The organism is Micromonospora sp. CA-269861 (genome assembly GCF_050948505.1).
In the GTDB taxonomy this organism is placed as follows: domain Bacteria; phylum Actinomycetota; class Actinomycetes; order Mycobacteriales; family Micromonosporaceae; genus Micromonospora.
Window position 1 is genome coordinate 1,903,710 of sequence record NZ_CP192014.1, and the last position, 25,475, is coordinate 1,929,184.

Below are 25,475 nucleotides of genomic sequence, written 5' to 3' on the forward strand. Positions count from 1 at the left end.
TGAGCGGCCTGCTGCTAATCTCCGGCGATCAACACCACCCCACTGGAGGCATGACATGCAGCGAACTGCTGCGCGCCAATGGTTGGTGGCAACGGGGATCGCCTTCACACTCGTAGGGCCGCTCGCAGCGCCGGCCCTCGCCGAACCGACCCCGGCCACCAGCGCCTACCTCGGCGACGCCTTGCTGGCTCCTGGTAGCAGCGGCGACTACATTTCGACCAAGGTGTATTCCGCGGAGCGATTGTCCAACGCGACCATCACTGTCCGGTACGACGCCTCGGACGTATCGGGTTTCGCCCAGCTGATCGAGCACGACGAGGACGACTGGGAATGCCACGTCGCGGCCGATGTCGCTACGTGCAGTGCCGACTTCGTGGATCTCGATGAGTCAGGCGTTCCGGTCGGTTTCATCAGGCTCGTCCCCAAGGGCACGGCCGCCCCTGGCAACACCGGCAAGCTCAGGGTCACCGTCTCGGCGCAGGTCTCCGGTCAGAACTCCGAGCAGGCGGCCAAAAGCTCTACCGAGGGCCGGGTGACCGTGGGTGAGGGCGTTGACGTCGTGGCTGAGCGCTTCGCCGACGTGAGCGCACCGACCGGATCCTCCTTCACCCAGCTGTACGGGGTCCGGAACGTCGGCGACAAGACCGCCCACGGAGTTGTCGCCGAGTTCCGGAGCGGGTTCGGGATTGAGGCGGGTGGCAAATTCGCCAACTGTCGATACGACGGCGACACGCTCCGGATCTGCACGTTCGACGAGGATCTGCTGCCGGGCAAGGGCTACGGCGCGTCCATTCCGCTGAAACTGCGGCCCGACACGATGGCTCCTGGGTTGCAACTCGTCGAAGTCACCTGGATGACACCCGCTCAGTGGGACCTGCGAAAGGCCTTCCTTGAGCGAAACGGCCACGAGAACCTGGTAGGCCAAGCCGGTAGCGGCTCCGAGTTGGATCTCGTGGAAGGATCCACCAGCGCCGCCCCGTCTCGAATGCAGGGCGCGCCTCAGGTGGACATAGCTCCAGCCGGCAACTTGGCCTCCAGCTACGTCAAGGTCTCCGGCAACCTCAAGGCCGATGTCGCTGCGGTGGGAGACACGGCTGCGGGCAGCGAAGGGGTCCTCGTCGACGTGACCGTGGGTACGACCAACAAGGGGCCCGCAACGATCAACGAGTCGTTCGGGAACGTTGATTTCACGGTCCCGCACGGTGCTTCGGTGACCAAGGCCGCGGCAGCCTGTGCGCCGCTCGTCGACGGGGAGTGGCTTCTGGAAAAGAAGGGCGAGCCCGGCCATACCCGTTACCTCTGTTTCAACGAGTGGTTCCTACTGGCCGGCGGGCAGTCGCTTCATTCGTTCACCCTGCGTATCGACGCCGAGGTGCCGGACTCGAAGGGGAAGGTGGAACTCCTCCTCGAAGGCACTGGGACGACGCCGCAGACCGACGGAGACCCCGCCAACAACGTCGCCTACGTCGTACTGAACGAGAGCGAGGCCAGCGCACCCACCACCGCGCCGGGCGCCCCGGGAAATGGCGGCGGCGATGACGAACCCGGGCTTCCGGTGACCGGTGTCGGCGTGGCCGGCATCGCTGGTGGTGCGATCGTACTGCTGGCCGCCGGCGCCGGGCTGCTTCTGATGGTCCGTCGCCGTAGGGTCAGGTTCACCGTCTGAACGACAGGGTCCGGAGGCCGGCGGGGACCGTCCCGCCGCCCTCAGTAATCCCGCCGACTGTGGCAACTACTGCCCGTCGAAGGCCGTCGTGTTGTGGGGTCTTGGGGTCCAGTCTGGCTCGTGGGTGTCCTCTTCGAGGGCCTTGATCGAGCTGTAGAAGGTGGTCTCGGGCCAGGGCGGTTTCTCGGCCGCGCGTTTCCAGGTGAGGTGGACAAGGGCCCATCCCCCAGAGGTCAATTCCACAACGACGTCGTCTGAGGCCCCGGACCTGTCGGAACGGCGGCCCGCTCGCTCCGGGCAGTGTGGGGCACGCAGGGGGCACAAGACATTGTCAAACGTCGTCGACCAGCCACCAACGATGGCAGCCCGAGTCGCCGTGTGAGCAGGCGTCACCGGCCGTTCACGCTGGTGGCGGGACAGCGGCTCTATGTTCCGCTTCAACGTCTGACCGGCTGAACTACACCGTCGCGGATCCGGCGATCAGTCGTCGACGTCGTACTCGGACTCCTCGACGAGACCTGCCACGAAGGTTTCGAAGTCGGGAGCGAGGACAGTGATCTGGTAGTTCCGCTCCTGGTCGACGTGTACGACGGCCGGCTCACCGGGCGAGCGGTAGTCGAGGGCGATCATGTCGTGACCCGCCGATGGGCAGTCGGCGATGTAGATGCCGATGGCGGGATAGCCCCATTCGGCTAACCAGAACGCGCTGCCGAGCTCGCCGCAGAGGCTGAAGTCAGCAGTTCGACCGATCGCCGCGAGCGTGTGCACGCCAACGTGCTCCCCAGCCCATGAGGTTCGGCTGGGTGCAGGGTGGGCGTCACGGGCGAACGCGCCGCCGTTGTGTCGACGAGCCAGGTCCACGTACGCGGCAGGCAACTGGTATCCAAGCTGCACTTCCACCGCCCGTAGAGTCTCGTCGGTGAGCGGATCCTCCAACGGACCGGATCCGTCGAAGACAGTTGCGGGATCGAGCACGGGTCGACGGTAGTCAGTTGGAGCCAGTCTCGGGCCGCCGGTATCCCTGCTGCTGTCGACAGCAACGATGACAGCAACAGGGCCGAACCGTGAGAGCCGAAGCCGGCTGGCAACGGATCAACGCTCGACGTCAGAGACGTGCGCGGATGGTGCCGGACGATGCGCCAGAACTTACATGCGAGGGGTCAAGGGCTCCCGGACCAGCAGCGACCTACGTCGCGGACGTGTTGTAGCGATCAAGTGTCGTCTTAGACGTCGAGGCGTCGCGGAAGACGAGTTCCCACGGGCCGGTGTTCACGTCCATGTCCTTGCCGAAGCCGATCCACTTTCCGGCCATACGTCGACCTGTCGGCTCGGCGATGAGTTGAATTGCCCCGTGGTATCGGGCGCCCCGGTAGTAGCCGGTGGGGTCGGTCTGCTCCACCCAGGTGCCGGTGACGACGGCACCGTCCACGGTCAGGTCCAGCGAGAGAGACGATGACGCCGAGCCAGGAAGGCTGCGCGCCGTGAGCCGATCGCCGTGCTGGAGCAGCACCACGAAGTGTTGTCCAGCAAAGGAGTCTCCCCGCCCGCTGGAGTAGTACTGGTAGCGGCTGAGCCACACGCCTTCGTAGGACTGGTGGGCCGTGGTGGGCTTGGACGTCGGCGTCGGTGTGGCCAGGCTGGACACGGGCGAGGTCAGATCGTGGCCGCCGTGTTCGTCGTCGGCAACATGCCCGCCTGGCACCGCGTCGAAGCCGAGCAGTGAAATGGGTAGACCGGTGACGACCTCCAAGGCGCGGGCGTAGACGGGGCGGGGCGCGGCGATTGCGCCGGACTCCCATCGCTGGACGAGTCTCTTGTTGGCATCGTTGGGCTCGCCGACGCGGTGGCCAGCGGCCTGCAGAGCGCGAGCGAAGTCGTCCTGGCTCATGCGCATTCCGGTGCGGACGGCCCGCAGGGCGGTGTTGGGGGCGACCATGACTGCCACCATAGCGCCATGTCGCCTTAATGTCGCCGGCTAAGTGACCTGATTGTCGGCCCTTGTGCCGTCGCATCAGATGACATTCCGACGTCACTGTTGACCCGCGACGGTCGACGTGCCGCCGCTTCTACTGGCGGAGGTGTGGGGATGCCGCGTAAGGGCGACGAATCGGCGGTGAGTCGGGGCGAGCAGATCCAGGCGGCCGAGCGGGAGGCGGCGAGGCGGCGGCTTCTCGCCGAGGCGGAGGCGGATCGCATCCCGGTAGAGGAGACGACTCGGGCCGTTCCGGATCGGCGGTGGCGTCGTGGGTAGCGTTGAGCTGTTGCCGGTCGGGCGGCGGGTGGCGTACTGGCGGGGTCGACGGAAGCTGTCGCAGCAGGTGTTCGCCGACCGGCTCGGCAAGTCAAAGAGCTGGGTCGACAAGGTCGAGCGCGGAGTTCGGCGGTTGGACAAGCTGTCAACACTTCAGGAGATCGCTCGCGTACTTCGCATCGACACCGCCGCTCTTGTCGACCGGGATGCCGCGCCGGTCCAGGCAACGGGTCGCGATGACGGCGTCGAGCGGATCAGAGCAGCGCTGTCCCGCTACGAGATCCCGTTGGGCAGGCCGGCGGGCAGCCCGATATTGCCGGTGGACCGGATGCTGCGGGATGTGGGGTACGCGTGGTCGACGTTCCAGTACGCCCGCTATCCGCAGGTGGTCAACCTGGCGCCGGACCTGCTCACCGGTGCGCAGCGCGCCCATGCTGAGGTGCCGGTGGCGGGTCGGGTGCCGCTCGTCGAGGCGTACCGGATCATCGCTTCTCTGTTGGTCAAGCTCGGCGACGCCGAGCTGGCCTGGTTGGCCGTGGATCGGGCGATGCTCGCCGCCACCGGTGACCGGGAGTTGGTGGCCGCCGCAGGCGTGCAGCTCGGGCAGGTGTTGCGCGCGCTTGGCCGGGTGCGGGAGGCGAAGTCGGTGACGCTCGGTGCCGCGTATCGGATCGCTCCGCCTGTGATCGAGTACGGCACGCCTGCGGAGTTGTCCCTGTGCGGAGCCTTGCTCATCCAAGCCGGCCTGGCGGCGGCGCAAGACGGGAACGAGGCCTCCGCCGGCGAGCTGCTCGACGAGGCCACCGGTATGGCGGAGCGGGTCGGCGACGGGCACGACCACCACCGCACCGCGTTCGGTCCCACCGCCGTCGACCTGGCCCGCGCCACCGCAGCCGTCGAAGTCGGCGACACCCAGGAGGCGATCGCCTGGCACGAGAAGGCCACCGCGCGGGGCGGCTGGCGGTGGCTACCTGCCGAACACCGCGCCGCGCACCTGCTCGACGTCGCGCGTGCCTACCTGCAGGCCGGGGATACGGGCAGCGCCGCCCGCGTGCTGACCGAGGTCGAGCGCACCGCACCAGCCGAGATCAGGTGCCGGCCCGCCGCCCGGGACGTCGTCGCCGAGGTTGCCCGTCACCCGCGCGCCCCGGCCACGATCGCCCAGCTCGCCGCCACGCTCGGGGTGGGCTGAGCGGCATTCCATGCGGCAGAGAAGTACAGCAGCGAAGTACAGCAACCGTGCCAGCCGAACCGGCCCGAGAGGCGCGTCAGCGGACCGTCTGACCTCGCATCGAGCCCGACCCGGCCGGCTTGCCGAGAGTTCACACCGTAGAGGTCGCTCCTTCGATACGAGGATCGCCCAGTCAGCCTCCGCTGCCCGATGCCCACGAGAAAGAGTGCACTGTTCCGCAGCGCGGTATCGGCGACCCGGGCTGTGCGGTCAAGGCGGCAACCGGAAAGCGTCCGGTGGGCGGCTGTCGTAGGCGTGGCCAGCGGTTGTTCGTCGATGTTGGCCGCTTATCGCTGGACGGGGTGGCACCCTGAGTCCGTGGACTGGGCGGGGAGCCGGGGGAAGCTGGCATCGGGGTGACGGTGAGCGGCTTCTGATGCGTACCGCGTTGGTCGTAGTAGCCGCGCTGGCGACGGCGGTGGCCGTGGACCTGATCTCTGGCCTGCTGGTCCGTCGCTTGGCCCGCGGCCGTTACGAATGGCTGTTGGCGCCACTGCGGCAGGCCTGCCGCCGCCCGGCGGCAGCGGTCCTCCTGGCCGGGGCGTTGTACTACGCGCTGCCGTTGGGACCGGCTGCGTGGCAGCGTCATCTGCGGCACGCCGTCCTGGTGGCCTTCGTCGTGTCCGGGGCATGGCTGGTGATCAAGGCACTGCACGTCGCCGAGACGATAGCGTTCAGCCGACTGCCGGGCGACGCGGTCACCAGCCGGCGGATCCGGCGAGCCCGCACCCAGATCCGCCCCGTGCGACGGCTCACCGTCGCCGTGGTCACGATCGTCGCGATCGGCCTGATCCTGATCACCTTCCGGCCGGTACGCCTCTTCGGCATATCCGTGCTGACGTCGGCGGGAGTGGTCGGCGCATTGATCGGCCTGTCCGCCCGGACCGCGCTCGGCAACGCGTTCTCCGGCATCCAGGTCGCCTTCGCCGACGGTCTACACGTCGGCGACGTGCTGGTGGTGGACGGCGAATGGGGCCGAGTCGAAGAGGTGAAACTGACCAACGTGGTGATCCGGCTCTGGGACGAGCGGATGCTCATCCTGCCGACCACGTACTTCACCGAGCGGCCGTTTCAGAACTGGACCCGGAACGAGTCCCGGGTGGTCGGCAAGGTCCAGATCCATGTCGACCACACCGCCGACTTGGACGACCTGCGCCGGGAGGCGCGCCGGCTGGTTGAGTCCTCACCGCTGTGGGATCGTGACCAGTGGGTCCTCCAGATGGTCGACTCCACCCCGCAAACAGTGGTCATCCAGGTGCAGGCCTCGGCCGCCGACGGCGCCAGCGCCTGGGACCTGCGCTGCGACCTGCGCGAGGGGCTGGTGCGCTACGTGCGCGACCGTCATCCGCAGTGGCTGCCCCGCACCCGCGGCCAGTATCAGCCCTGAACGGGCGGGTCCGGCGGGCCGCCCTTCTCGTCCCGCCAGCCGTCCGGTAGGGGATGGTAGCCATAGGCGGCAGCCCGGACCGTCTCCTCGTTCTCCAGCCCGGAGCCGATCGCGCCGCCGACGGTGGCCAGCGAACTGGTGATCCAGGCGAGCGTCAGATAGTCGGTGACGTTGACCGGCCGCTTCAACGACTGTTCCAGCACGGATGTGTCGATCAGCAGTAGCCCGACGAGCACCGTTCCCACGAACAGCACCACGTAGGACAGCGCCGTGGCCAGAGTGAGGGTGAGGACCGTACCCAGGTTGAACAGCCGTGCCAGCTCAGTCGGCGTCTCTCGGTCTGGTTTCTCCCACAGGTCGTGCGCGACGACCAACCAGACCACCAACGCGGTCAGTCCGAGGAGCATGATCACGGCGAGCCGGAGCCCGCCGAGAGCATCGCCCATCTGCCAGATGGTGTCCGTGGTGAGCGCGAACGCGACCGTGCCGAACGCCCCGACCAGCAGCTTGGACAGGCCCAGCAGGGCGCGCCCCGGGCGGTTGGCGCGGACCATGCCGGCCAACAGCCGCGCCCGGCCGATCAGCCCGGAGGCGACGTAGCGCCGCTCGCCGGCGTCGGCATCACCAACCACTCGATGGACGGCGGGAATCCGGCGTGCCATCTCGGTCGATGCCCGGCCGGCCGGCGGCACCCGCTTATCGGAAGCATCGGTCAGCAGTCGGCTCACCAGATCCGGAACGGCGGCGCGGGCTGCTCGCAACTGGTGCAGCCCCAGCGCGGGCAGGGACACCACCGCGACGTGGCGCCGCGCGGAGGTCTGCGCGACCAGCGGCACCCGCTCGGCATGCAGTGGCAGGTCGGTCAGGCAGATGGCGACGTCCCATTGGTCGTCGACGCGCCGTCGCGCAAGATCGTCGAGCAGGGCCTCGACGCCGCCGTCGCGGCGCGGCGCCACCTCGCCCCAGCCTTCCCGGACAGTCCACCGCACATCCGCGCTCACCCGCTCCGTGAGCCCGCTGGCCAGCTCGGCGGTGAGCCGTGCGGCCACCCGGGCGGGGTGGTCCGGTGGAGTTGCCACCAGTCCGAGGACGATCTCCGGGCGTTGCCGTTCGCTCTGGGTCATCCGCGCTCCTCACCGGTAGCCGGGCTCGGCCGCCGACGGCGGAAGCCGGGGGGCGTCACGCGCCGTCGCGGCAGCTCCCGTGCCGACTGACGTGGTGGTAGAGCCAGGCCGCCGAGAGGAGCACCCCGACCAGCCCGCAACGCGCCACCGCGACGCCCTCGTCTACCCGGGCGCCCCGCCCAGACAGCCTAAAAGACCACCTGGATCGGTGTAGCGGATTCTTTCTGAACACAGGCGCAAGCCGGACATCGCACCGAAGAGGTCGCTGGTTCGATACCAGCATCGCCCGGCCGGCGGATCGCCCCGAGAGCCTCGCCTGACGCCGCCGCGGCAGGTCACCGAGCGGGCAGATCTCCACGATCGGCGACGCCGAACGGAGGAACTACCGGCAAGCGGCGTGGGACGGGCCGTCCCGGCTGGTGTAGTAGGCGTGGACGCTGGTGTCGAGCATTCGGTTCGGAGGTGGGACGGCTAATGCGCCTGGACAATCTTGGGCAGGTCGCCAACCTGCCGCTCGACAGCCGACGCACCGTGCGTTACCTCTGTGCCGGATCGGGGCCCGCCCTGATGCTCCTGCACACGATCCGGACGCAGCTCGAGTACTTCGCCGACGTCATCCCGATCCTGGCCCGCACCTACACGGTGTACGCCATGGACCTCCCCGGCCATGGCGGCTCCTCCAAGCCGGTCGACGTCCAGTACGACGAGCCGTACCTGCGACGGGGTGTCATCGACACGATCCGCGAGCTGAAGCTCCGTGACGTGACACTGGTTGGCGAGTCGATCGGCGGCGTTCTGGCCCTCACCGTCGCCAGTCAGATGCCGGAAACTGTCAGTCGGGTGGTCGCGTCCAACCCGTACGACTACGACACCCGCTTTGCCGACGGCGTACGCCGTGGACGACGCTTCGCCAACGTCATTCTCGGTGGCGTTGCCCTCCCGGTGATCGGCCCGTTCCTGGGTGCCTCCGAGAAGAGGTTCGTCACCGCGACGATCATGAAGGGCGGATTCGCCGGCAGCACGGGCGTTCCCGACCCGCTGCTCGACGTCTTCGCCGCCACCCAGAAACAATCCGGCTACCCGTACGTCGAGCGCAACGTCTACCAGAACTGGCGTTCCTGGGGCGCGGCGCGCGCCCAGTACGGGGCCGTGCGGGCGCCCCGCACCCTGATCTACGGCGAACGAGACTGGTCTCGACCGTCGGAACGGGCGCGTACCGCGAAGGCTCTCGGCGAGGAGCCGGTCGTCGTGCCCGACGCCGGCCACTTCATCTTCCTGGAGCAGCCCGGACGGATGGCCGCGATCATCGCCTGAGCCGCTGCCCCGCGTGCCGTGAGAGGCCCGGCCGCCGGCAGCCAACCATGCCGTGGAGGCGCACCTTTCCGCCGTGGCGCGGCTGGCGTCAGGGGACGATGGCAAGGTTGGCCATGTCGACGACCGGTCGGTAGCCGAGGGCGGCGTAGATCTTGTTCGAGGTCGGGTTGGCCTGGTCGGTGAACAGGCAGGCCCGCGCACCCTCGGCCTGGATGCGCCGGGAGACCTCGGCGACCGCGTTGCTGGCCCAGCCGCGCCCGCGCTGGGCCGGAGGCGTGTACACGGGGCCTACGCGGGCCACCCCGAACGACGGTGGATTGGCCCCGGTGAGGTGCACCGGCTGACCAGTCTCGTCGACCCAGAACCACAGCCGTCCGGCGTGCAGCCGGCGCAGCATGTCGGTGTGGTCGGGTACTTCGTGGGCGCTGCTACCGCGCGGGCGGCCCGCCTGTTCGTCGGCGTCGCCCACGAACGCGGTGAACCACTGCGTGACCAGTGCCAGGTCGTCCTCGGTCGCGACCACCAGGCCGCCGGGCGCGGGTGGCGGCCACGCCAGCTCGCCGAGTTCGTGCAGCCGTGTGTGCTGGGCGACCTGGACTCGACCCCCGCGCAGTCGGGTCAGTTCGGCGGCGCACACCTCAACGGCGGGCAGTGCCCCGTTGACCGCGAGGATCTCCTCCTCGCGGTCGTGCAGTGCGTGGGCCAGGGCAACCGCCGCATGGTCGGGCATGGGCAGCAGGAACGGCGGGTAGGGGGCGTACGGCGCCGAGCGCATCGCGGCACCGACCACCGCGCCGGAGTCGTCGGTGACCACCAGCCACCAGTTGCGGTCGGGCTGCGAGATTCCCTCGGCCCGCTGCGACAACAGCCGGTGTGCCACGGTGGTCACGACCGTGCAGACGACGGGATCCGCGCCCAGGTAGTCATCCGCTGCGGCCAGGAACTCACCCGGGTCGGCGAAGAACCGCAGCCGCAGCCCGGCCATCGGGACAGTGCTCATCTGCGTACGCTAGCCATCACCGCTTCACATCGACACCTGAATTTCGTCCGGGGAGGACTGTCAGAATCGTGTTCAAGGAGCCGGTGCCCCGAGGCGAGGAGAAGCTGTGAGCGACTACAACGACAAGATCATCACCGAGTTTCGTGCTAACGGGGGGCAGGTCGGCGGTCACTTCGCTGGCGCACCGCTGCTGCTTCTGCACACGGTCGGTGCCAAGAGCGGCCAGCCTCGCGTGAGCCCGATGATGTACCAGAAGCTGGACGGCGGCTACGCGGTGTTCGCGTCCAAGGGCGGTGCGCCCACCAATCCCGACTGGTACCACAACCTGGTCGCTCACCCGCATGCCCAAGCGGAGATTGGTACGGACAAGGTCGAGTTGGTCGCCAGGGTCGCCGCCGGGGACGAGCGGGAACGGATCTGGAGCGCGCAGAAGGCCGCTTATCCAGGCTTCGCCGACTATGAGCGCAAGACCACCCGCCAGATCCCAGTCGTCGTACTGGAACCTGCGCCGTAGACAGAGACAGCACACCCACTGCTCGCCGGCCACGCCGTCAGGTGCCCTACCTCCGACGAGAGCGCGCTGCGCCTACGGTTTGCGGGCGAGGAGCCCGACGAAGGTGTGGTAGGTGTCGGTCTGCACCGCCGCCGGTGCGCCCGGCTCTGGGCGCCACTCGGCCAGCGGCACCAGCCCCGGCTCCAGCAGCGTCAGCCCGTCGGTGAACGAGAGGATCTGCTCGTCGGTGCGCCAGCGGCCGGTGCCCAGCGACTCGTTGAAGATCCGCTCGACCTCGCGGGCCTTGCGGGAGCCCTCCGGGTCTCGCTCGCCCGGGTCGCGGAAGTGCGAGATCGCCACGTAGCTGCCGGAGGGCAGCGTGTCGATCAACGCGGCCGCCACCGCCTTCGGGTCCTCGTCGTCACCGAGGTGGTGCAGGATCGCGAAGAGCAGCAACCCGATCGGCCGCTCGAAGTCGAGGAACCGACGTACGTCCGGGTGGTTGAGGATTTCCTGCGGCTCCCGGATGTCGGCCTGAATCACGGTCGCGGTGCCCTCCGCGGCGAGCAGGGCCCGCCCGTGCGTCAGGACGATGGGGTCATTGTCCACATAGACCACCTGAGCCTTTGGGTTCTGCTCGGTGGCGACCTCGTGCACGTTGCCCTGGGTGGGCAGCCCTGATCCGATGTCGAGGAACTGGTCGATGCCCGCCTCGGCGACGAGGAAGCGAATCACCCGACGCAGAAAGGCGCGGTTGGCCTGGCCGGCTGCCGGCCCGTCCGGTGTGATCCGCAGGGCGTGCTCGGCGACCTTCCGGTCGACCTCGAAGTTGTCCTTGCCGCCCAGGAAGAAGTCGTAGACCCGGGCCACGCTGGGAACGCTGGGGTCGATGCCGGGGGGTGCCGCCTTGTCGCGGGTCACAGGCGTCTCCATTCGGTGGGGATCGGCGCAGGCTGAGGCCGGCGGGCGGCACCTACGTTGCGGCGAGTTTAGCGATCGGGAGCGTGATTTTTTGCCCCGCTGGTACCGCTCCCAAAGAATCGTCGAACGGCGGCCCTGCACCGTGGGCTGAAGGAGTCTCGTGAGCACTCATTCGGTACGCGAGAATCGACAGATGAAAGATCTCCTGAGATTCCTTCATGATCGATACGAGGCGGACTGCCACGCGTACGTCGAGGTTTTTCACCGATTCGGGGGCGAAGCCCTCCTCGACAGCCAACTGCCGATGCTCGATCTGGTCGACATGCTGGCAAAAGAGTACGAAGCGATGGACCCCGATGACGAGCGCTTCGGTGGTCTCGGGTACGCCCTCCGGGTGCTCGCGCAGTCGTACAACGAGCACCCCGACTACCGCAAGGAGTGGCGTCCCTAGCTGCTCAGCAGGTGCCCGGCGGGCCCTCGCGAGCGTCAGCGGTTGAGGTAGGCGGTCAGGCCACCGAGTTCCTCGCTGGCGATGAACACCGACCGTACGTTGAGGATGGCTTCCTCGACGTGGGCGGGGCAGCCCCACGCCGCGTCGCCCCACGAATCGGCAATCTTGATCTCGGCCGGTGCGGTGCACCCGTCGGCGCCACCGAGCTGGCAGCGCTCGGGGTGCGGCGTGGCGGCCTGCGCGGCCGCGGCGGCCCGCATCTGGGTGGCGAGTTCCGCTGCTGCGGCGGCGCGCTGCTCAGCCTCGGCGCGCAGTTCCCGCTCCACGCGTACCACCTTGGCCAGCTCGTCATTTGCTGACTTGGCGCGTGCCTCGGCGGCGAGTTTCGCCTGCTCGATGTGGTGGCGTTCGATGGCCAGGGCAGCGGTGCCGGCGAAGAGCCGGGCGAGGGCGAGGTCGGTGTCCTGCGGGACGCGCGGGGTGCGGTGGTACATCGCAAAGGTGCCCAACAGGCCGCCGTCGCGGGCCAGGATCGGAGTGGACCAGCAGGCCGCCAGCCCGGCCTGGTCGGCCAGGCACCGGAAGTCGACCCAGAACGGATCGGTGGCGATGTCGGTGACGATGACTGGTTCCCGCCGGTGGGCGGCGGTGCCGCACGAGCCGACACCTTCGCCGGTCGCGATGCCGTCGATGGCCTGGTTGTAGAAGTCGGGCAGGCTCGGCGCGGCTCCGTGGCGCAGGTGCCGGGCGTCGGGGTCGGCGAGCAGGACGGAGACGAGCACCTCCTGCGGCGCGAGGTCCTCGATACAGCGGGCCATCCCGTCGAGCACCTCGGTCAGGGGCGCCTGGCGGGCGATCTGCTCCAACAGCGCACGGTGTTCGGCCATCAGTCGTTGGGCATGCTTGACCTGTGTGGTCTCGACACCGAGCACACGAATCCCGGTGACGGTGCCGCCGGCGTCGCGGCGCGGCTCGTAGGTGAAGTCGAAGAACGCCTCCCGCGCCTGCGGGCCGTCGCCCAGCACCACCCGGACGTCCCGGCCGGTGTAGGGCTCACCCGTGCGGAAGACCTGGTCCAGTAGACCGATGAACCCTTGGCCGGCCAGTTCAGGCATCAGTTCGGCGAGCGCGACCCCGACGCGAGCCCGTTCCTGGCCGACGGTCGCGAAGAACGCCGGGTTCGCCGTCTCCACCAGGTGCGCTGGCCCCGCCAGAGACGCGAAGACGGCGATGGACTGCCCGAACAACGCCCGCAGGTCCTCCTCCGCTGCTCGTTCGCCAGCCGCCGGACCCGCAGCAGCAGTAGACCGTTGGTCTGGTACTGCGGTCATGGTGTGGCGTCGCCTCTCGTCTGCGGATCTGGGAACGACCGATGGTGGCACCGGTCGGTGCGGGTGGCCGCGGTGCGGAGGGACTTGACTGAGGTCACCGCCGGTGCAGCGTACCCACGTGCCCGTCCGTCAGGTCCTACCCACCAACCACGCATCGCAACCCGTCGCCATCCTGGCGGCGGTGTTCGTCAGCTCGTCTGGTGTGTGTGCTCTTCCGGTGCGGGCTGGGGTTGCTGTTGCCAGGGGTCGCCGGATGCTCCCACGGCGAGATGGTGTTCGTAGCTGGCGACCTTGACATTGATGAGTTCGAGGCAGTCGTGCAGCCGCGTGAGCTGCTCGGTGATGCGGAACTGGTGTTCGCGGAGCAGCGTGAGCCGTTCGGCCTCGTTGCCGCTGCCCTCGCGGACGAGCTGGGCCAGGCGGCCGATCGTCGCGAGCGGCATCCCGGTGGCCCGGAACTTCACGCAGTTCGCCAGCCACTCGACGTCCCAGGCGCTGTAGACGCGCCTGCCGGACCCGTCACGCCGCACCTCGCTGGCCAACAGGCCCTCACGCTCGTAGAGCCGAAGGGTGTGCACGCTCAACCCGGTGCGCTGCGCCACCTGCCCGATGCTCAGGCCCCTGTCCGCCATGGCATCGACCGTAGTCCGTTGACCTAGACCCTGGTCTAGCACTTAGCGTCCGAGCGTATGACCAGCGACACGACCCACACCAGGTTCGATGCCCACAGTACGGTCGGAGACGTCCTCGCCGGGATCGACCTGACCGGCAGGACCGCACTCGTCACCGGCGGCTACTCCGGCCTCGGTCTCGCCACGACCCGCGCGCTCGCCCGAGCCGGGGCCCGGGTCGTCGTCCCAGCCCTCCGGCCGGACGCAGCGCAGCAAGCACTCGCCGACGTAGCCGGGGTCGAGATCGACAAGCTCGACCTCGCTGACCTCGCCTCCGTTCACGCGTTCGCCGAACGGTTCGTACGCAGCCATCCCGCCCTCGACATCCTGATCGCGAGTGCCGGAGTCATGGCCTGCCCGGAGACACGTGTCGGACCCGGCTGGGAAGCGCACTTCGCGATCAACCACCTCGGCCACTACGCGCTGGCGAACCTGCTGTGGCCCGCGCTCACCGCCGCCGACACGGCTCGTGTCGTCTCGGTCGCCTCCGGGCGCGACCCGGCCTGGCGTATCCAGTGGGACGACGTGCAGTTCGAACGTGGCTACGACAAGTGGAAGGCGTACACCCAGTCCAAGCTCGCGAACATCCTGTTCGCCCACCACCTCGACCTGCTCGGCAGGCCGCATCGCGTCCGCGCCTTCTCCGTCAACCCTGGATGGATCCTCACGCCCCTGCAACGACACCTCGCGGGCGAGGAGATGGTCGCCGCCGGCTGGGTCGACGCGGACGGGACTCCCGCGCCAGGCCTGTTCAAGACCGTCGAGCAGGGTGCGGCGACCCAGGTCTGGGCCGCCACGTCACCCCACCTCGACGCGAATGGCGGCGACTACTGCGTGGACTGCCGCATCACCACCGACAGCCCCACGGACAGCAGCGAGGCAGCCCGACTCTGGGCGCTGTCGGCCGACCTGACCGGCCTCGATCTCATCGATCGAGCCTGAGCCGTGCCGCTGCTTAGCGCGCGCTCGTCCGGGTCGGGGTTTCTCGTTAAGTAGGTCACGGCGCTCCCCAAGGTGAGCGTCCCGGAGCTGCGATGATGCCAACCGTGACTGAGACGGTGGGATGGGACCACATGGTCGAAGGCGCTCGTGTTCGCTTCAGGCCAGGCCAGCGCAACGATCCTGCGACGGCCGACAATATCGACGCCGATGTCTGCCTTGCTGACGGCACTCGTCGTTACGCCACCTTCATGACGACAAATGAGATCGGTCGGCTCCTGCAAGGGTGGGCCGGGACCGGGGAGGTTGGGGGCGGCCGGTACTTCTGGTGCAGCGACCTGGTCATCGTGCCAAGACCCGGTGTCGAGGCGATGGTGGCGGCCCTGGGAGAGATGATCCGATCTGGCGACATCGACGTGATGCTCGGCAAGGTGGAGGACAGCTCTGTTGACGAAACTAAGGGCACCCCAGCTGAGGAGATCTTTGGCCGGCGTGACGCCCGCACGACAACACGAGCCGGACGCTGATCGTCCGTCGTCCTGATCTTCGAGGGTCAGATCAGGGCTGCGGCGAGGGCGCGGAACGCGTCGGCGGGGAACGTCGTGGCGTCACCGCCGTTGAGCACCTGGATCGCTACCTCGTCCGCGCCGGCCTGGTAGTGCTGCTCCAGCCCGGCTGCCACCTTCTCGACGCTGCCCCAGGGGATCAGGGCGTCGATGAGGCGGTCGCTGCCGCCGTCAGCGAAGTCCTCGTCGGTCCAGCCGAATCGCCGCAGGTTGTTGGTGTAGTTCGGCAGGGCGAGGTAGCCGCTCGCGTACTGCCGCGCGGTGGCGCGCGCGGTGGTGGCGTCCGCGTCGAGGACCACCGCTACCTCGGGGGCGAGCAGCCGGTCGGGCCCGATTGCCGCCCGGGCCTCGGCGGTGTGCTCGGCGGGGACGAAGTATGGGTGCGCCCCGGCGGAACGGTCGCGGGAGAGTTCGAGCATTCGCGGGCCGAGTGCGGCCAGGACACGCTGCTCGGGCGAGACCCCGGCCGCGTCGAGGCCGTCCAGGTAGTCAACCATTCTTGAGTACGGCTTGCGATAGTCGGTGCCGCTGCTCTCCACTAGCACCGCGTGGCTGGCGCCAAGACCGAGCAGGAACCGGCCGGGATGCGCCCGCTCCGCGTCCTGGACGAACGCCGCCGCCTCGGGGGGCGACGAGTGCCAGATGCTCACGATGCCGGACGCGACCCCGATGCGCGTGGTCCCGTCCAGGATCTCCCGGAAGCGGGGGGCGACGTTCTCGCCGAAACCACCGGAGAACCAGATTCGTGAATAGCCGAGGTCTTCCAACTCGGTCGCGGCGTCGATGGCCGCGCCCTGGCTCTCGCTTGAAAGGAAGAACGGTTGCCACACGCTGACGAGTCGTTGTGCCATACCGAAACCCTACGACGCGTCAGCCGCTGCCGGCGGCGGTGCGACAGGCGACGTCCACCACGAAGCTGTGAGCCTCGACTGCCTTGACAAGGCGCTCACGTCGGGCCAGCGACTGGTCCCTGTCAGGGTGCCAGGCCGGCCTGGATCGCCAGGATGGCGGCTCGTACGCGATCGCGGCTGCCGGTCTTGGCCAGCACGTTGGTCACGTGGGTCTTGACGGTGCTCATGGACAGGTAGAGGCGTTCGGCGATCTCGTTGTTGTTGAGCCCGGCGCCGATCAGGGCGAGCACGTCGGTCTCCCGAGCGGTCAACTGGTATGCCGCCAACTCCACGCGGGTGGCCGGGCCGGTCGCGCGGACCCGGTCGAGGACCGCGCCGGTGACCTCGGCGGAGAGGACCGCCTCGCCGGCCGCGACGGTGCGTACCGCGGCGATCAGGTCGCGGGCGCTGGACCGCTTGAGCAGGAACCCGCGTGCGCCGGAGGCGATGGCGTCCAGGACGTAGGCGTCGTCGTCGAAGGTGGTGACGACGATGACGGCTGGCGCGTGCGGGATCCTGGCGAGCTCGCGGGTGGCTTGCAGGCCGTCGAGTACGGGCATGCGGATGTCGACGAGGGCGACGTCGATGCGGGAGTCACGACGTACGGCGTCGAGGAACTGCCGGCCGTCGGCGGCCTCGGCCGCGACCTGGATGTCGGGTTGGGAGCGCAGGATCAGGCTGAAGCCGTCCCGGACCAGTTCCTGGTCGTCGGCGATCGCGACGCGGATCACGGGTTCGTCACCGGCAGGTCGGCCTGCACGACCGTTCCGCCGCCGGGGCGCCGGCTCAGCTCCCAGCTGCCACCGCGCGCGGAGACGCGTTCCCCGATGCCGAGCAGGCCCGAGCCGCTCGTGGGTGCGCGCGGCGGCCCGATGCCGTCGTCGCTGACCCGCAGGCGGGCGTGGTCGCCGATACGGACCAGTTCGACCCAGGCCGCCGTGGCCTTCGCGTGGCGGGCGATGTTGGTGAGGGCCTCCTGGGCGATGCGGTAGGCGGTCAACACGCCGATCTCGTCCAGGCCCGGTTCGGGGTCGAGGTGGACCCGTACCGTCACGCCCTGCTGGCGCAGCGGCTGCGCGAGCAGTTCGTCGATGTCGGACAGGCGTGGCGGCGCGCTCACCGCGATCGACGCGTTCGGATCGCGCAGGTGCACGACGAGCGTGTCGAGTTCGCTCAGTGCGGTCCGGCCGCTGCCCGCGATCGCGCGCAGCGCCGCCCCGGGGTCGGCACTGAGCTGGCCCGCCTCGGCCTGCACCACCATGGCGGTGACGTGGTGGCCGACCACGTCATGCAGCTCGCGGGCCAGGTTGGTGCGTTGTTCGAGCCAGGCGGCCTGGCCGCGCAGGTCGTCTGTCTCCCGGGTGAGGGCGCGGCCGCGTGACCACGATCGCAGCAGGATCGCCAGGAGGTAGCCGGCCGTCACGAAGAAGAACGGCTGCTCGTACAGCCCTCGTCCGTTGAGCAGCGCGGTAGCGAGGGCACCGGCCGCACCGATCAAGCCACTCACCCACCCGAGCCAGGGGTGTCGGGCCGGGTCCACGGAGACCGAGACGAACACGAGGCCAGCGGCCGCGAGGCCCAACTGCACCGACTCCCCGGTGCTCACGATCGCGACGAATCCCGCGCAGAGCGCGAAGACCAGGGCGCGGTAGCGGGGGCGCAGCGCCGTGGCTCCGAGGCCGACCGGCAGCACCAGCCACGCCCAGCCCGCCGGCCCGGACACGCCGCCCTCGACGGTGGTGACCACGGCGGCGATGATCAGGCCCGCCACGGCGTACGCGAGCCGGCGCACTCGCTCGGGGTCGCGCAGCCGTTCGCGGATTCCAGTCATCACCTGGACAGTCTCCGCGACCAGCCGGAAGACCGGCCAGTACCCAGGTACCGGATCGGCTGGCACCCCGGTACCACCCTCGGGATCAGATCGGCACCGCGGCACGTTCCGCGAGAACGCTCACCGGACGACTCTGCGGAGGTGACTCTCGTCGACTCCCGCGCCGCCAGCACCGTCGGCTCGCTTCGTACGGTTCCCAACTACATCACCGCCATTCGCACGGTCGCCGCTGTCACCGTCGGTGTCGTCGCCCTCGTCTCCGGGTCGGTGGCATTGCTGGCGGTATCGTACGGTATCTACTGGATCGGCGACGTGCTCGACGGCTGGGCCGCCCGCCGGCTCGGACAGGAGACCCGGGCCGGGGCCGTCTTCGACATCGTGAGCGACCGCGCGTGCACCGCCGTACTCTGCGTTGGCCTGGTCTCCCTCGTGCCTGACGTCGCGGTCGTGGCCCTGGTCTTCCTGCTCTCGTTCCTGGTGCTGGACACCATGCTGTCGCTGGCGTTCCTGTGCTGGCCGGTGCTCAGCCCCAACTACTTCCACCTGGTCGACAGGCAGGTATGGGCGTTGAACTGGTCGCCCCTGGCGAAGGTCGCCAACACCGCCGGGGTCATCGGCGCCATCGCGTTCGGGCAGTACCTGCTCGCGCTGGCCGTCGCCGTCGCCGTCGTCGCGGTCAAGCTGTGGTCGGTGACGGCTGTGGTCCGGCTGCTCGAACGCGACGGCCGGGCGTGAGCGGCCTCGCCGAGGCAGCGGTGGCGCTCGGCTACGGTCTCGCTTCGGCCCTCGTCCCGGTCGTCAACGCCGAGGCGTACGCCGTGGTCGCCGGGCAGCGTGGCGGCCACGCTCTCGTCGTCGTTGTCGCCCTGGCGCTCGGACAGACCGCCGGCAAGCTGTTCCTGTTCGAATCGGCGCGTCGCGGATCGGGGCGGCTGGCCCGGAAGGTCGCGCAACGGAAGAAGTCAGGTCGCGCGGCGGCTCGGGCCGCCCGGTGGACCGAACCGATCAGGCGCTGGCTGTCCCGCCGCCGCACCGCCCTACCGACGGTGCTGGTCTCCGCCGCGGCCGGGGTACCACCGCTGGCCGTCGTCAGCCTCGCCGCCGGCACCGCCGGCCTTCGACGCTGGGAGTTCGCCGCCGCGTGCCTCTCCGGGCGGGTGATCCGTTTCGCCCTCCTCGTCCTGCCCGCGGTGCTGGTGTGACGGGGAGGTCAGAGGAGCCGGCCGTCGTGGGCGAGCAGGGCGATCTGGGTACGGTTGTCGAGATCCAGCTTGGTCAGGATGTGCGAGACGTGGGCCTTCACCGTCGTCACGCTCATCAGCAGCTCGCCGGCGATCTCGGCGTTGGAGCGCCCCTGCGCGATGGCCAGCACGACGTCGCGTTCCCGGGGCGTGAGCAGGGCCAGTCGCTCGTGCGCCTGTTCGTAGGTCTCGGCCCCGGACGCGACCCGCAGCATGAGGCGGCGCGTCACGCCCGGAGACAGCATCGGGTTGCCAGCCGCGACCGCGCGGACCGCCTGGCTGATCTGCTCGGGCGGGGTGTCCTTGAGCAGGAAGCCGCTCGCGCCGGCTCGGAGGGCTCGCACCACGTGCTCGTCGGTGTCGAACGTGGTGAGCACGATGATCTCGGGTGGCCGGTGGCGGCGGCGCAGGCGTTCGGTCGCGGTGATGCCGTTGACGCCGGGCATCCTGATGTCCATCAGCACCACGTCGGGCAGGTGCCGGTCCACCGCCGTGATCGCGGTGGCGCCGTCGGCGGCTTCGCCCACCACCACGATCCCGTCGGCGCCGTCGAGCATCAGCGTGAGCATTCCCCGTACGAGAGGGTCGTCGTCGACGATGACGACCCGGATCGGGCCCGTCACCTCGGCCACGGCAGCCACGCGGTGAGGTGGAACCGACCTGCGGCGTCGACGTGGTGGGCGACGCGACCGCCGGTGAGCGCGGCCCGTTCGGCGAGGCCGATCAGGCCGGTGCCCGCGCTGCCGGTGGCACCGGTGTCGGGCGTGGTCGGGTTGCTCACCGCGATGCGCAGGCCGGTGCCGGGCGCGCCGCCGAGCACCAGCCGGACCGGCTGGCCGGCGGCGTGCTTGCGGGCGTTGGTCAGGGCCTCCTGTGCGATCCGGTACGCGGTGCGGCCAACCGTCGGGGGAATCTCGACCGGCGGGCCGAGCGGGTCGTCGACCTCGATCTGCTGCCCGGCGGCCCGCGCCTCGTCGACCAGGCGCGGCAGGTCAGCGAGGGTCTGCCCGGGTGGCGCGTCGGTCGGCGACTCCGCGTCGTCGCTGCGCAGCAGGGTGATGACCTCGCGCAGTTCGTCGAGGGCGTGATGCGCGCTGGCCCGGATCACCCCGGCGGCGGCGCTGAGCCGCTCGGGTGGCGCGTCCGGCCGGTACTCCATTGCACCGGCGGCGGCCGCCAGCAGTGACAGCCGGTGGGCCAGCACGTCGTGCATCTCCCGCGCGATCCGGCTGCGCTCCGCCGCCCGCGCCTCGCCGACCCGTCGTTCCTGCTCCTGCTCGGCCCGCCGGGCCCGGTCCCGCAGCGCCGCCAGCAGGGCGTGCCGGGCCTGTGCCCAGGTGCCCCAGCCGAGCAGGGCCGCGTACGCGATCGTCATCAGCACCAGCCGCCAGCCGTACGGCAGGCTGGGCACCGGCCGCCAGAACGCCTGCACCGCCTCGCCCGCCACGCCGACCGCCGCCACCGCCGCTGCCTGCCGAAACGGCCGGTTGCGGGCGGTGAACAGCACCGCGAAGCTGGCCACCGGCGTGGCCACCGGAGACAGCGCGACGAGCAGGCCGGCCAGCACGCCACCGATCTGCGGGCGGCGGACGACCACCGGCACGAGGGCCAGGGCGACCACCGCCAGCGCGACGTCGACGCCGACCAGGCCGGCGGAGCTGGAACGGGTCGCGGACCACAGCATGGTCGCGACGAGGACGCCGACCGCCAGGGTCGTCACGCCCACCGGGAGGTAACGCCACGCCCGCGGCGGCTTGACCGCACACGTTGCCGCATCCACATCGCGCACGCTACTGGGCTCGCGGCGGGCCGGACCACCTTCTTTGGTAGTACACCGAGCCGCCAGCGGACGTACGCGCTGCGGCGTCTGGACCGACGTGCCCGGCCCGGCCCGGTCCGCAGACTCAGACCATGACGAACAACCTTCTCCTGCGACGAGCCGCGGTGGCGGCCGGCGCAATCGTGGTGGCGGTGGCCGAGTTCGCGCTCCTGCACTCGGCTGCCGGCGTCGACCTGGCGGTCCGGTCCGGCAGCGAAACCCGGCAGGTCACGGTGGCCGCGGTCGTCGTGGCCGCCGCGGTCGCGGCACTGGCCGGCTGGGCGCTGCTCGCGGTGCTGGAACGCCGCACCGACCGCTCCCGCGTCTGGTGGACAGCGATCGCGGTCGCCGTCCTGCTGCTGTCGCTCCTGGTCGGGCCACCGAGTGGCGTCGGCGGGGGAGCGAAGGCGACCCTCGCGCTGCTGCACCTGAGCGTCGGCGTCATCCTCGTCCTCGGCCTGCCCCGGCCCCGCCCGGTAGGGGCAGGCCGATGACCGCGCTGACCGTCCGCAAACAGGACGGGGCCTTCGTCCTCGACTCCGGGCAGCGCGCCTCGCTGCGTACCGGCTGGACCTGGCGGTGCGGCGAGATCCGCACCGGCACCGGCCTCTGGACTGTCGAACCGACCGGCCGCCGACGCATCGGGTTCACCGCCCGGGGCGAGCACGGCGTGCCGGTGCGGCTCGACCCGAGCGGATCGCACGTGCCGGGGCCCGGCGGGGTGGCGCGCTGGACGCCCGGTCGCTGCGGCGGCGAGCTGGTGCGCGACGGGCACCGTCTCGCGGTGCGCCTCCCCGGACGACTGGGCGGGCCGATCCGCGTCGACGTCACAGGCGTGTGGGCCGAGATGGAGCTGGTGGTGCTCACCGCCTGTTTCGCGCTGATGAGTCGGCGGCGGCGACGCACCCTGATCATGATGGCGGTCGTCAGCGGGGGGAGTGGGTGACCGCCGGCCCGACGACGAGGTCGCGTGCTCAGACGATGCGCCGCAGCGCCGACTCCACGGCGTCGATCAGCGGATCGCCCTCGGTCCGGGGGTGCCGGGCGAGACCGAACTCGACGTCCGGCAGGACGGGCAGGGCATCCGTGTCGCGACAGATCATGAGCGGTTCGAGGTTCGCGGGCATGAGCGCCGCGACGCCGAGCCCGGCCCGTACCGCGGCGAGCACCCCGACCAGGCTGTTGCTCTCGAAGGCGACCCGCCACCGTCGATCGGCGCGCTCCAGCGCGTCCAGCACTGACGTACGCCAGGAGCACGGGTTGGAGAACAGCACCACCGGCAGCGGATCGGCGGCCACGTCCACACCCTGCCCGGTCGCCCAGACGAGTGGGGCGCGCACCGTCCAGCGCGGCGGCCCGGGAATGTCCGGCACCGCGTCGAGCACGAGTTGGACCCGGCCCGCGTCGTAGGCCTCCCGCATGGCGGCGTTGGAACAGCTCAGCACCTCCAGCGTCGCGCCGGGATGCAGCCGGGCGAGGTCGGCGAGGGCCTGCGGTAGCTGGGACGCGGCGAGGTCCTCGAGCAACCCGACGCCACAGTGGCCGGTCAGCGTACGTCCGGTCTCCGCGAGTGCCTGCGCGGAGAGCGACAGGATGCGCTCGGCGTACGGCAGGAGTTCTTCGCCCGCCCGGGTCGGCGAGACGCCAGACGACGAACGGCGCAGCAGCGGACGGCCGACGACGCTCTCGAGCTTGCGCAACTGTTGGCTGAGACCGGGCTGGGTATGCCCGAGCGCTGTCGCGGCACGGCTGATGCTGCCCTCCCGCACGGCGGCGACGAACGACCGCAGCAGAACGCTCTCCAGATCCCTGGCCATAAGCAATCATTATGCCGGCCTCAACAAAGTGGTGTCTTCTTATGGGGCGCGGGGTGAATTAGCGTCATTCGGGTGACCAGCTACCGGCAGGTGCTCGCGGTGCCAGGGATGGCACCGCTGCTCGGCGTCTCGCTGCTCGCCCGCACCGCGATAACCGCCGACGTGATGGCGCTGACCCTCTATGTCGTCCTCGGCCTGGAGCTGAGCTACGCGGCGGCGGGTGGTGTCGCGGCGGCCCTGACCGCCGGAGTGGCGCTGGGCGGGCCGCTGCTCGGCCGCGTGATCGACGCGCGGGGCCTGCGCCTCGTCATGCTGGTGACCATCGCCGTGCAGGTCGTGTTCTGGGTGAGCGTGCCGGTCCTGGCGTACGGGTTCCTGCTGCCCGCCAGCTTCGTGGCGGGCCTGCTGATGGTGCCGGCCCAGGCGGTGAGCAGACAGGCGATCGCCGCGATGACGACGGCGGAGCAGCGCCGTCCCGCGTTCGCGCTGGAATCGGTGCAGGGCGAGCTGTCGTACATCGTGGGGCCGGCGGTGGTGATCCTGGGCGCGGCGACGGTCTCCCCCGACGTGGTCGCGTGGGGGGTCGGCGCGGCGATCCTCGCCGGCGGCGTCGGCATCGCCGTGCTCAACCCACCGATGCGCGCCCAGGACGAGGCGGACACCGCCGCCGCGCAACGACCGCCACGCAGGCAGTGGCTGGGTGCCAGGATGATCGCCGCGCTGACCATGGCGTTCGGGACGACGACGCTGCTCAGCGGCGTCGACCTCGCCATCGTCGCCACGCTGCGGGAGGTAGGTCAGGTGTCCTGGGCCGCCGTGGTCGTCGTGGTGTTCGGCGTGTCGTCAGTCATCGGCGGCCTGATCTACGGCGCGCTGACCCGGCCGCTGCCCACCTGGCTGCTGCTCGGCCTGCTCGGGCTGGTGACGATTCCCGCCGGGCTCGCCCACGACTGGCCCTGGCTGTGCGTGGCCGTCGTCGGCAGCGGGCTCCTCACCGCGCCGACCCTCAGCACGGTGGCCGACGCGGTGAGCCGGCTCGCGCCACCCGGTGTGCGGGGCGAGGTCATCGGCCTGCAATCGTCGGCCCAGAGCGCTGGGTTCGCGCTCGGAGCCCCGCTCGTCGGCGTGGCGATCGACCTCTCCGTACCGGCGGGCGGTTTCGCGACGGCCGGGCTTGCCGGCCTCGCCGCCGCGGCGACCGGATACCTGCTGTCCCGCCGCTCACCCGCGCGGACGGCGGTGCCCCACCACCCCGATCCGGTTGACCTCAGACTCTGAGTGCGGCGATCAGCAGGCCTGGTTCGACGTGGCAGCGCTGCTGGAGGGACGGGGGACGGTCGGCTCCGACCCGACGGCGCGCCCGCGACGCGTGTCCACGGCGAGCAGCGTCAGGGCGGCCAGCGTCAGCAGCCCGCCGGCAAGGGCCAGCGGGCGTGCCCCCGAGGCGGGCAGGAGGGCGCCACCGAGCAGTGAGCCGCCGGCGATGCCGGCGTTGAAGGCGGTGCTGACACCTGCCGACGCGATGTCGGTGCTGCCCGGTGCCAGTTGCAGCATCCGGTTCTGCACGGCGGAGCCGAACGCCGCGTACGCGAGGCCGATCCCGGCGAGCAGCGCGATGACTCCCGGCCGGAGCGCGCCGAGCGCGTACAGCCCGAGCAGCGACGCCGTGCCGATGCCCAGCGGCGTCAGCAGTGAGGCGATCGGTCGGGTGTCCAGAGTCCGTGCCGCGATCAGGGTGCCGACGACGCCGGCCGCGCCGGAGACGAACAGCAGCGGGGCCAGGACCGCGTCGGCGAAGCCGCTGACGTCGAGCAGGAACGGTGTCACGTAGGTCTGCAGGGTCATGAAGCCGCCGATGCCGAGGGCGGTGGCGATCAGCAGGACGGCGAAGCGCCGCCCGTCCGGTGCGGTGCCCCGGGCGGCACCGCCGGTTTCCGGGGGATAGGACGGCAGCAGGACCAGCACCGCGGCGGCGATCGCCAGACCGACACCGGCCAGCACCGCGAACGCCGCGCGCCAGCCGGCCTGCTGCCCGAGCCAGGTGCCCAGTGGTACGCCGAGCACCGGGGCGAGCGTCGCCCCGGTCGCGAACAGCGCCACCGCCCGGCCACGTACCGCGACCGGGAACGGCCCGATGACAGTTGCCGTGGCGATGGACCAGAACAGCGCCTGGGCGAGCGCGGTGACCAGGCGGGAGCCGGCCAGCACGGCGTACGTCTGCGCGAGCGCGGCGGCGGCGTTCGCTGCGGCGAAGAGCAGCATCGTGACGGTGAGCAGGTGCCGCCGGGGGATCCGCTGGGTCAGTCGGGTCAGCGGCACCGACGCCAGCACGACCACGACGGCGTACCCACTGACCAGCAGACCCACCTGTGAACGGGACCTGTCGAGATCGGGTGCGATATGGGTCAGCAGACCTACCGGCAGCAGCTCGGTCGTGATGAACGCGAACGCGGCGAGGGAGAGCGTGACGAGCACGGCCCCGGCCCTTCGCGGCGACACCTCCGGTGCCATGGCCACCCCCATTCCCGGGGC

The 25,475-nt window shown here is 70.3% G+C and carries 28 protein-coding genes; 14 read left to right on the forward strand and 14 right to left on the reverse strand.

Features of this window, described 5'->3' with window-relative positions:
- Nucleotides 1-55: 55 nt before the first annotated feature.
- Nucleotides 56-1,666 carry a hypothetical protein gene (locus ACQP0U_RS08775; RefSeq protein WP_433317342.1) on the forward strand — a complete coding sequence of 537 codons (1,611 nt, stop codon included), beginning with the start codon at nt 56-58 and terminating at the stop codon, nt 1,664-1,666.
- Nucleotides 1,667-2,146: 480 nt separating this feature from the next.
- Here ACQP0U_RS08775 and ACQP0U_RS08780 read toward each other — a convergent pair whose 3' ends face one another.
- The gene (locus tag ACQP0U_RS08780; protein WP_433317344.1) at nt 2,147-2,641 is read right to left on the reverse strand and encodes an SMI1/KNR4 family protein; all 495 of its coding nucleotides are present in this window, start codon (nt 2,639-2,641) and stop codon (nt 2,147-2,149) included.
- A 211-nt stretch (nt 2,642-2,852) separates the two neighbouring features.
- The gene (locus ACQP0U_RS08785) at nt 2,853-3,614 is read right to left on the reverse strand and encodes a helix-turn-helix domain-containing protein (protein WP_393256019.1); all 762 of its coding nucleotides are present in this window, start codon (nt 3,612-3,614) and stop codon (nt 2,853-2,855) included.
- A 138-nt stretch (nt 3,615-3,752) separates the two neighbouring features.
- On the opposite strand from ACQP0U_RS08785, the gene ACQP0U_RS08790 reads away from it, so the two are divergent.
- The 3 genes from ACQP0U_RS08790 (at nt 3,753) to ACQP0U_RS08800 (ending at nt 6,535) form a co-directional block, all read left to right on the forward strand.
- On the forward strand, nt 3,753-3,917 hold the full coding sequence (locus tag ACQP0U_RS08790; protein ID WP_203148687.1) for a hypothetical protein: 165 nt from the start codon (nt 3,753-3,755) through the stop codon (nt 3,915-3,917).
- A complete protein-coding gene (locus tag ACQP0U_RS08795) occupies nt 3,910-5,109 on the forward strand; it encodes a helix-turn-helix domain-containing protein (protein ID WP_433317346.1) in 1,200 nt (399 codons plus the stop codon). Before ACQP0U_RS08790 ends, ACQP0U_RS08795 begins: the two co-directional genes overlap by 8 nt.
- Nucleotides 5,110-5,524: 415 nt before the next feature.
- Nucleotides 5,525-6,535, forward strand: a complete 1,011-nt coding sequence (locus ACQP0U_RS08800; RefSeq protein ID WP_433317347.1) for a mechanosensitive ion channel family protein — start codon at nt 5,525-5,527, stop codon at nt 6,533-6,535.
- Here the strand turns inward: ACQP0U_RS08800 and ACQP0U_RS08805 are convergent.
- Complete coding sequence (locus ACQP0U_RS08805) at nt 6,526-7,659, reverse strand: hypothetical protein (protein ID WP_433317349.1); 1,134 nt, start codon at nt 7,657-7,659, stop codon at nt 6,526-6,528. The genes ACQP0U_RS08800 and ACQP0U_RS08805 overlap by 10 nt on opposite strands.
- A gap of 462 nt (nt 7,660-8,121) precedes the next feature.
- Here ACQP0U_RS08805 and ACQP0U_RS08810 point away from each other — a divergent pair, with 462 nt between their 5' ends.
- Nucleotides 8,122-8,973, forward strand: coding sequence for an alpha/beta fold hydrolase (locus ACQP0U_RS08810; RefSeq protein ID WP_433317351.1), 852 nt, complete (start codon nt 8,122-8,124; stop codon nt 8,971-8,973).
- An 88-nt stretch (nt 8,974-9,061) separates the two neighbouring features.
- Here ACQP0U_RS08810 and ACQP0U_RS08815 read toward each other — a convergent pair whose 3' ends face one another.
- The gene (locus ACQP0U_RS08815) at nt 9,062-9,973 is read right to left on the reverse strand and encodes a GNAT family N-acetyltransferase (protein ID WP_433317353.1); all 912 of its coding nucleotides are present in this window, start codon (nt 9,971-9,973) and stop codon (nt 9,062-9,064) included.
- A 106-nt stretch (nt 9,974-10,079) separates the two neighbouring features.
- Between ACQP0U_RS08815 and ACQP0U_RS08820 the strand changes: the two genes are divergently transcribed.
- The gene (locus ACQP0U_RS08820) at nt 10,080-10,487 is read left to right on the forward strand and encodes a nitroreductase family deazaflavin-dependent oxidoreductase (RefSeq protein WP_433317355.1); all 408 of its coding nucleotides are present in this window, start codon (nt 10,080-10,082) and stop codon (nt 10,485-10,487) included.
- A gap of 72 nt (nt 10,488-10,559) precedes the next feature.
- On the opposite strand, the gene ACQP0U_RS08825 is transcribed toward ACQP0U_RS08820, so the two are convergent.
- Nucleotides 10,560-11,387: an SAM-dependent methyltransferase gene (locus ACQP0U_RS08825; RefSeq protein ID WP_433317356.1), complete on the reverse strand. Its 828-nt coding sequence runs from the start codon at nt 11,385-11,387 to the stop codon at nt 10,560-10,562.
- 193 nt (nt 11,388-11,580) lie between these two features.
- On the opposite strand from ACQP0U_RS08825, the gene ACQP0U_RS08830 reads away from it, so the two are divergent.
- Nucleotides 11,581-11,838 (forward strand): DUF6221 family protein, encoded by a 258-nt coding sequence (locus ACQP0U_RS08830; RefSeq protein ID WP_433317358.1) that lies wholly within the window; start codon nt 11,581-11,583, stop codon nt 11,836-11,838.
- A 35-nt stretch (nt 11,839-11,873) separates the two neighbouring features.
- Here ACQP0U_RS08830 and ACQP0U_RS08835 read toward each other — a convergent pair whose 3' ends face one another.
- The gene (locus ACQP0U_RS08835) at nt 11,874-13,169 is read right to left on the reverse strand and encodes a GAF domain-containing protein (protein WP_433317360.1); all 1,296 of its coding nucleotides are present in this window, start codon (nt 13,167-13,169) and stop codon (nt 11,874-11,876) included.
- Between the two features lie 188 nt (nt 13,170-13,357).
- Nucleotides 13,358-13,801 carry a MerR family transcriptional regulator gene (locus tag ACQP0U_RS08840; protein ID WP_433317362.1) on the reverse strand — a complete coding sequence of 148 codons (444 nt, stop codon included), beginning with the start codon at nt 13,799-13,801 and terminating at the stop codon, nt 13,358-13,360.
- Between the two features lie 57 nt (nt 13,802-13,858).
- On the opposite strand from ACQP0U_RS08840, the gene ACQP0U_RS08845 reads away from it, so the two are divergent.
- Together ACQP0U_RS08845 and ACQP0U_RS08850 are read left to right on the forward strand one after the other, a co-directional pair.
- A complete protein-coding gene (locus ACQP0U_RS08845; protein ID WP_433317364.1) occupies nt 13,859-14,782 on the forward strand; it encodes an oxidoreductase in 924 nt (307 codons plus the stop codon).
- A gap of 104 nt (nt 14,783-14,886) precedes the next feature.
- Entirely contained in the window at nt 14,887-15,306 is a 420-nt protein-coding gene (locus ACQP0U_RS08850) for a hypothetical protein (protein WP_433317366.1), read from the forward strand.
- A gap of 26 nt (nt 15,307-15,332) precedes the next feature.
- Here the strand turns inward: ACQP0U_RS08850 and ACQP0U_RS08855 are convergent, their stop codons facing one another.
- From ACQP0U_RS08855 to ACQP0U_RS08865, 3 genes are all read right to left on the reverse strand, one after another.
- Entirely contained in the window at nt 15,333-16,196 is an 864-nt protein-coding gene (locus ACQP0U_RS08855; protein ID WP_433317368.1) for a TIGR03620 family F420-dependent LLM class oxidoreductase, read from the reverse strand.
- Nucleotides 16,197-16,318: 122 nt separating this feature from the next.
- On the reverse strand, nt 16,319-16,966 hold the full coding sequence (locus ACQP0U_RS08860; RefSeq protein WP_433317370.1) for a response regulator: 648 nt from the start codon (nt 16,964-16,966) through the stop codon (nt 16,319-16,321).
- On the reverse strand, nt 16,963-18,066 hold the full coding sequence (locus ACQP0U_RS08865) for a sensor histidine kinase (RefSeq protein ID WP_433317372.1): 1,104 nt from the start codon (nt 18,064-18,066) through the stop codon (nt 16,963-16,965). Before ACQP0U_RS08865 ends, ACQP0U_RS08860 begins: the two co-directional genes overlap by 4 nt.
- A gap of 141 nt (nt 18,067-18,207) precedes the next feature.
- Here ACQP0U_RS08865 and ACQP0U_RS08870 point away from each other — a divergent pair, with 141 nt between their 5' ends.
- Both ACQP0U_RS08870 and ACQP0U_RS08875 read left to right on the forward strand, forming a co-directional pair.
- Complete coding sequence (locus tag ACQP0U_RS08870) at nt 18,208-18,801, forward strand: CDP-alcohol phosphatidyltransferase family protein (RefSeq protein ID WP_433317374.1); 594 nt, start codon at nt 18,208-18,210, stop codon at nt 18,799-18,801.
- Nucleotides 18,798-19,268, forward strand: coding sequence for a hypothetical protein (locus ACQP0U_RS08875; protein WP_433317376.1), 471 nt, complete (start codon nt 18,798-18,800; stop codon nt 19,266-19,268). The genes ACQP0U_RS08870 and ACQP0U_RS08875 overlap by 4 nt, the downstream gene beginning before the upstream one ends.
- An 8-nt stretch (nt 19,269-19,276) precedes the next feature.
- Here the strand turns inward: ACQP0U_RS08875 and ACQP0U_RS08880 are convergent, their stop codons facing one another.
- Both ACQP0U_RS08880 and ACQP0U_RS08885 read right to left on the reverse strand, forming a co-directional pair.
- Entirely contained in the window at nt 19,277-19,876 is a 600-nt protein-coding gene (locus tag ACQP0U_RS08880) for a response regulator (protein WP_433320728.1), read from the reverse strand.
- A 50-nt stretch (nt 19,877-19,926) separates the two neighbouring features.
- Nucleotides 19,927-21,087 (reverse strand): sensor histidine kinase, encoded by a 1,161-nt coding sequence (locus tag ACQP0U_RS08885; protein WP_433317378.1) that lies wholly within the window; start codon nt 21,085-21,087, stop codon nt 19,927-19,929.
- Between the two features lie 131 nt (nt 21,088-21,218).
- On the opposite strand from ACQP0U_RS08885, the gene ACQP0U_RS08890 reads away from it, so the two are divergent.
- Entirely contained in the window at nt 21,219-21,620 is a 402-nt protein-coding gene (locus ACQP0U_RS08890) for a DUF6069 family protein (RefSeq protein WP_433317380.1), read from the forward strand.
- Complete coding sequence (locus ACQP0U_RS08895; protein ID WP_433317382.1) at nt 21,617-22,072, forward strand: hypothetical protein; 456 nt, start codon at nt 21,617-21,619, stop codon at nt 22,070-22,072. Before ACQP0U_RS08890 ends, ACQP0U_RS08895 begins: the two co-directional genes overlap by 4 nt.
- A 28-nt stretch (nt 22,073-22,100) precedes the next feature.
- Here the strand turns inward: ACQP0U_RS08895 and ACQP0U_RS08900 are convergent, their stop codons facing one another.
- Nucleotides 22,101-22,943, reverse strand: coding sequence for a LysR family transcriptional regulator (locus tag ACQP0U_RS08900; RefSeq protein WP_433317383.1), 843 nt, complete (start codon nt 22,941-22,943; stop codon nt 22,101-22,103).
- 72 nt (nt 22,944-23,015) lie between these two features.
- Between ACQP0U_RS08900 and ACQP0U_RS08905 the strand changes: the two genes are divergently transcribed.
- On the forward strand, nt 23,016-24,221 hold the full coding sequence (locus tag ACQP0U_RS08905) for an MFS transporter (protein WP_433317385.1): 1,206 nt from the start codon (nt 23,016-23,018) through the stop codon (nt 24,219-24,221).
- Between the two features lie 9 nt (nt 24,222-24,230).
- Here the strand turns inward: ACQP0U_RS08905 and ACQP0U_RS08910 are convergent, their stop codons facing one another.
- Nucleotides 24,231-25,454, reverse strand: coding sequence for an MFS transporter (locus ACQP0U_RS08910; protein ID WP_433317387.1), 1,224 nt, complete (start codon nt 25,452-25,454; stop codon nt 24,231-24,233).
- Nucleotides 25,455-25,475 lie beyond the last annotated feature (21 nt).